The sequence below is a fragment of the Pseudomonas sp. EGD-AK9 genome (assembly GCF_000465935.2).
Lineage (GTDB): Bacteria > Pseudomonadota > Gammaproteobacteria > Pseudomonadales > Pseudomonadaceae > Aquipseudomonas.
Window position 1 is genome coordinate 1 of the sequence record NZ_AVOF01000202.1, and the last position, 6102, is coordinate 6102.

Consider the following 6102-nt stretch of genomic DNA (forward strand, 5'->3'; position numbering starts at 1 on the left):
AGCCGGTCGAGGATCGCCTCGACCTGCGCCTGCCGCGCGCCGCCAGCGTCGAGCTGGCCGTGGCCGCGCACCTGGCCGAGTCCGAGGCGCCGGTGCATTACGTGGAGAACACGCTGATCTGCGGGCTGTTCGGCCTGCTCTGCTGGGAGGCGATCTTCGCCCCGCTGCCCGGCGCCTTCTTCCACCCCTTCCATACCGGCCCGGTGGACCTGCACCGCGCCGACTTCCACGCGCGCCGCGCTTCACTGTTCGCCGCCTGCCTGGCACGCCTGGACGACGGCAGCTACGTCGAGGCCATGCGCCGCACCCATGCCGAGAAGTTCGGCATCCAGTCGCCCTTCCTGTTCTGGGAGCTGCTCGACGCCGAGCGTCTGGAGCAGGCGCTGGCCTGCCTGCCGCCGGCGCACCTGGGCGCCTGGTTCCGCCGCCTGCTCGCCGACATCCGCGAGAACCGCGCCGGCATGCCCGACCTGATCCAGTTCTGGCCGGCCGAGCGGCGCTACCGAATGATCGAGGTGAAAGGCCCCGGCGACCGCCTGCAGGACAACCAGAAACGCTGGCTGGCGTTCTGCGCCGAGCACGGCATGCCGGTCAGCGTCTGCTACGTGGAGTGGAGCGATTGAGCCTGCGCATCGCCGTGCGCGAGCTGTGCGAGTTCACCGCCAAGGAGGGCGACCTCGACCTGCGTTTCACCCCCTCGCCCACCGCCGCCGAAGGCATCGCCGGCCACGCCACGGTGGTCGCCAGGCGCGGCCCCGACTATATGTCCGAGTTGGCGGTAAGTGGCGAGTTCGAGGAACTGTGGGTCAGCGGCCGCATCGACGGCTTCGACCCGCAGTTTCGCCTGCTGGAAGAGATCAAGACCCACCGCGGCGACGTCGCGCGCATCCCGGCCAACCACCGCCTGCTGCACTGGGCGCAGGTCAAGGTCTACGGCTGGCTGCTGTGCCAGGCGCTGGAACTCGATGAGCTGGACCTGGCGGTGGTGTACTTCAACGTCATCAGCCAGAAGGAGACGGTGTTTCGCGAGCGCCACTCTGCCTGCGCATTGCGCGAGTTCTTCGAGCTGCAATGCCGCCGCTATATCCACTGGGCGCGCCAGGAGCAGGCCCACCGCCTGGCGCGCGACGCGGCGCTGACCGCGCTGCGCTTTCCCTACGACGAATTTCGCCATGGCCAGCGGCAACTGGCCGAGGCCGTGTACCGCACCGCACGCGACGGCCATTACCTGCTGGCGCAGGCCACCACCGGCATCGGCAAGACCCTCGGCACCCTGTTCCCGCAGCTCAAGGCCATGCCCGGCCAGCAGCTCGACCGCCTGTTCTTCCTCAGCGCCAAGACCCCGGGCCGGCGCCTCGCCCTGGATGCCCTGCAGCGCCTGCGCGAACCGGAGACGCCGCTGCGGGTGCTGGAACACGTGGCCCGCGACAAGGCCTGCGAACACCCGAGCAAGGCCTGCCATGGCGACTCCTGTCCGCTGGCCAGGGGCTTCTACGACCGCCTGCCGGCGGCGCGCAGCGCGGCGCTGAAGGAACGCTGGCTGGATCAGCAGGCGGTGCGCGCCATCGCCCTCGCCCACGGCATCTGCCCCTACTACCTGAGCCAGGAGCTGTGCCGCTGGAGCGACGTGGTGGTGGGCGACTACAACTACTACTTCGACCTCGGCGCCCTGCTGCACAGCCTGACCCTGGTCAACCAGTGGCGCGTCTGCCTGCTGGTGGACGAGGCGCACAACCTGGTCGAACGCGGCCGCAGCATGTACAGCGCCGAGCTGGACCAGGCGCGCTTCAAGGCCATGCGCCGCGACGCGCCGACCAAGCTGAAAGGCGTGCTGGAGCGGGTCGACCGCCACTGGAACCAGCTGCACCGCGAGCAGCAGGTGCCCTATCAGGTCCATCCGCTGGCGCCGGACCTGCTGCTGGCCGCGCTGGGCAAGGCGGTCAGCGCCATCACCGATCTGCTCACCGACCAGCCCGAGGGCAATGCCGGCGAGCTGCTCAGCTTCTACCTCGACGCCATGCTGTTCTGCCGCCTGGCCGAGAGCTTCGGCCCGCACTCGCTGTTCGACATCAGCCGCGTCGAGGCCGGCAACGGCCGCAGCTACTCCACCCTGTGCATCCGCAACGTCCTGCCCGCGCCCTTCCTCGGCCCGCGCTTCGAGGACGCGCACAGCGCCACGCTGTTCTCCGCCACCCTCAGCCCCAGCCACTACTACCTCGACCTGCTCGGCCTGCCGCAGGAGACCCAGTGCCTGGACGTCGCCTCGCCCTTTACCGCCGCACAGCTGCAGGTGCGCGCTGTGCGCAACCTGTCGACCCGCTACCGCGACCGTGAGGCCTCGCTGGCACCGATCTGCCGGCTGATCGCCCGCCAGTACCGCGAACGGCCGGGTAACTACCTGGCCTTCTTCAGCAGCTACCAGTATCTGCAACAGGTGCTGGACCTGCTGGCTCGCGAACATCCCGAGATTCCTGTCTGGGTGCAGTCGCGGCAGATGGACGAATCGGCGCGCCAGGGCTTTCTCGAACGCTTCCAGGTCGGCGGCCGCGGCATCGGCTTCGCTGTGCTCGGCGGGGTGTTCGGCGAGGGCGTCGACCTGCCCGGCGACCGCCTGATCGGCGCCTTCGTCGCCACCCTCGGCCTGGCCCAGGTCAACCCGATCAACGAGGAAATCCGCCAGCGCATGCACGCGCTGTTCGGCAACGGCTACGACTACACCTACCTCTACCCCGGCCTGCAGAAGGTGGTGCAGGCCGCCGGCCGGGTGATCCGCACGCCGGAGGACGAGGGCGTGCTCTACCTGATCGACGACCGCTTCGCCCGCCCGGAAGTGCGCAACCTGCTGCCGAGCTGGTGGCAGGTCGAGGCCATGCGCCTGCCAGCAGAAACGACGAAGGCGCCCGAGCGGGCGCCTTCAGTCGAAACCTGAGCGAGGCGGCATCAGCCGATACGGCTGGCCCCGACGCGGTCGGCGCCATCGGCGGCGATACGGTTGATCCCGACGCGATCCGCACCATCGGCGGCAACGCGATTGGCACCGACGCGATCCGCACCGTCGGCGGCGATACGGTTGACGCCGACACGATCCGCGCCATCGGCGGCAACGCGATTGGCACCGACACGATCCGCGCCATCGGCAGCGATACGATTGGCCCCGACACGGTCCGCACCATCGGCGGCGATACGATTGGCACCGACGCGATCCGCGCCATCGGCGGCGACGCGATTGGCACCGACGCGATCCGCGCCATCGGCAGCGATACGATTGGCCCCGACACGTTCCGCACCATCGGCGGCGACGCGATTGACGCCTACACGGTCGGCGCCGCCTTCGGCCACCAGCGGCGCAGCGCTGGATTGAACGGAAGACTGCGGCAAGGCGAAGGCACTGGCGGACAGGGCGGCGATAACGAGGCTGGCGAGGATGTGCTTTTTCATGGTCAGGCTCCGGGGCGGGCTGGAAGGTGGCTACGGAACCTATGCTACTCGCACGAAATTGATAAAAAAGCGCAAATAAACAATCTAAACAATCGAATCAGCAGATACAAAGCTGAAACAAAACCCCGCTCCAAGGTTTCAGCCGGGTAAATCGACGGGCGGGAAGCGCAGGGCCAGGCCGTGCTCGCCGCGTGGCTAGACGCGGCTCCCCGGGGTGCGGCGAGCGTGCTTCTGCTGCAGGATCAGCGAGGCTTCGTTGTAGGCCGTCTGGAAGGCGTCGCTGCCGATCCATTCCACCGCCGCGTCCTCGTCTTCATCGTGGAAGATCCCGCGATAGACGATCAGCAGGCCCATCATAAAGTCGGTGGCTGCATCTTCCGCCTCCTCGGCGACCACCAGCTCCAGCACCGGGTACTGCAGGAACACCAGACACAGCGCCAGCAGGCTGATGCCCTCGCCGACCCGCATCGCCTGGAACAGGTCGTCGAAGTCCGCCGGATTGAAACCGTTCTCCTCGATGTCCTTGAAGTCGAAGGTGCTCAGGTCGATGGCGACATCGTCGAACGGCTCGTCGATCAGCGGATTGGCCAGCAGCGGATGCACCACATTGGCTTTGGGCTTGCCCACGCGGTTCTGCTTGGCCTTGGCTTTGGCCCGCTGGGCGCGCTTTTTCTGTTTATCCGGGGAGGCCATGGCGGCGGGTTCCTTGTTCGAGACAGCCATATGCATGGCCCAGGTTGATCGGGGGCGTATTGTAGGCGGGCCTCGAGTGGGGGCACTGGGTGGAGACGACTTTTTCTATCTTATCGTCCACTGTCGGCTAGGGGCGAACAGGCTATCCTGTAAATAAATCCGTCCCCTTTTCGCCATAAAAAGCTTCGATCGTTCCTCGCTCTACTTTTTACTGCCGGTGATGTGTGGCGTTAGATTCAACTACCACTCATAGAGGAGCCCGCCATATGCCGCTTATTAAAATTGTGAGAGCTCATACCGCTGAGGCAGTAGTAGTCGCAATAAGTGTATTTACTGCTGCCATGCTATGGCTGCTATACACCGTATTTACGATGAATGCCACTCTTGGGGCAGTAGACACGAAGACAGAAGGGACGAATAAACTCGTAGAAGACACTAACCGAAGAATCGACCGTATTGTAGCCGTGCTACCCGATGTCCGAGCGAAAGTTGCCCAAGAAGAAGTCGTGAAACCAATTCAAGCTGCTGTAGTTGTAACCGAGCCAAAGGAGTCTTCTAAGGGCGAATGGGAAACCGCCGTGCACTTCGTAGAAACTGCACCACGGAAGCGGCGAACATATGTCTTTTCCGTAAAAGGTCCGGAAGACAAGACCGTCGCATACCTGGCCAGCGGCACGGCCATATCCTTAGACTCAGATGCAATATCCTTTGACAGCCTCAGTGCCATGTCCTCAGATATCGGCAATCCCATAACTGCACCAGGCTTTGTCGTATCTAGCAATAGCATCGCCATAAGAAAGCTCTCACCTGACTTCCAGAAGGCATTTGAAGAAGCCATAAAGAGTTACCAACCATCACTGACTATAAGAACTGCCAATATTGAAACAAAGACAACATCCTGGGAAAAACTTTCTGATGAACTTAAAGCTAATGCATTAAATTATGAGCCCAATTAGCAGAGCTGTATCTAACAAGCAGCTATTGCCGCCCCTTCGGGACAGGGATGGCCTTTACGCTGCTTCGTAGCTCCGAGTCCGCCCTAAGCCGAAATAGGCCACTAGCAATGCCAGAAGGCAAAAAATGGACTTTATCCCCGAGCCTTCGTTCCCCACACTTCCGCAAAGCAGACGCGCCACGAAATTTATCCCTGACATTCGCGGCTAAAGCCGCTCCTACAAGCAGGCCAGCCTGGTAGCCCGGATGCAATCCGGGAACTGTTTGCCAGACGACGAATTGCCCCGGATTGCATCCGGGCTACGAGTGACGCCTTGATCTTCCGGCTTATGCGCCAGGCAGAGTCAGGCACACCTCCACCCCACCCTCGACATTGCCGATGCGCAGCTCGCCGCCATGCAGCTCGGCCACTTCCTGGACGAAGTTGAGGCCCAGGCCGGTGCTTTTGCGGCCGCTGCCGGGGCGCGGCAGGGAGTAGAAGCGTTCGGTCAGGCGCGCCAGGGCGTAGTCGGGGATCGCCTGGCCCTGGTTGAACAGGCGCAGCGTCACCCGCTGGCCCTGGCGTTCGGCGCTGATGCGGATCGTGCCGCCGGGCGGGGTGAAGTCCAGGGCGTTGTCGAGCAGGTTGGCCAGCGCCTGGCGCAGCAGAAAACGTTCGCCGCGCAGGCTCAGGTTCGCCGGCACGGCCTGCTCGACCCGCAGGTCGGCGGCGAGGATGCGCGCCTGCTGCGCCTGCAGCAGTTCGTCCACCAGCGCCGCCAGCGGCACCGCCACCCGCTCCTCCAGGCCCTGGCGCTGTTCCACCTGGGCCAGGTGCAACAGGCGTTCGATCAGTTGCTGCAGGCGCGCGCTTTCCTGCTGGATATTGGCCACGAAACGCTGGCGCTGCACGGCCAGCATCTCGCCATCGAGCAGTTCGGCGGCGCCGCGGATGGCCGCCAGCGGGCTCTTCAGTTCGTGGGTCAGGGTGTGCACGTAGCGCTCGACATAGGCCTTGCCCTCCAGCTCGGTGCGCAT

General features: G+C 64.5%; 6 protein-coding genes. 3 read left to right on the forward strand and 3 right to left on the reverse strand.

The window, feature by feature from the left end; all coding sequences use genetic code 11:
- Window positions 1-623: VRR-NUC domain-containing protein (locus tag N878_RS10815; RefSeq protein WP_021443671.1), on the forward strand; the 623-nt coding region annotated here is incomplete at its 5' end.
- A complete protein-coding gene (locus N878_RS10820; RefSeq protein WP_021443672.1) occupies window positions 620-2929 on the forward strand; it encodes an ATP-dependent DNA helicase in 2310 nt (769 codons plus the stop codon). The genes N878_RS10815 and N878_RS10820, both read left to right, overlap by 4 nt.
- Before the next feature lie 11 nt (window positions 2930-2940).
- Here N878_RS10820 and N878_RS29510 read toward each other — a convergent pair whose 3' ends face one another.
- Complete coding sequence (locus tag N878_RS29510; RefSeq protein WP_021443673.1) at window positions 2941-3438, reverse strand: hypothetical protein; 498 nt, start codon at window positions 3436-3438, stop codon at window positions 2941-2943.
- A gap of 195 nt (window positions 3439-3633) precedes the next feature.
- The gene (locus tag N878_RS10830) at window positions 3634-4131 is read right to left on the reverse strand and encodes a hypothetical protein (protein WP_021443674.1); all 498 of its coding nucleotides are present in this window, start codon (window positions 4129-4131) and stop codon (window positions 3634-3636) included.
- 266 nt (window positions 4132-4397) lie between these two features.
- On the opposite strand from N878_RS10830, the gene N878_RS28355 reads away from it, so the two are divergent.
- On the forward strand, window positions 4398-5087 hold the full coding sequence (locus tag N878_RS28355) for a hypothetical protein (RefSeq protein ID WP_156350870.1): 690 nt from the start codon (window positions 4398-4400) through the stop codon (window positions 5085-5087).
- 325 nt (window positions 5088-5412) lie between these two features.
- Here N878_RS28355 and N878_RS10835 read toward each other — a convergent pair.
- The coding region (locus tag N878_RS10835; RefSeq protein WP_021443675.1) for an ATP-binding protein at window positions 5413-6102 on the reverse strand (690 nt) is incomplete at its 5' end.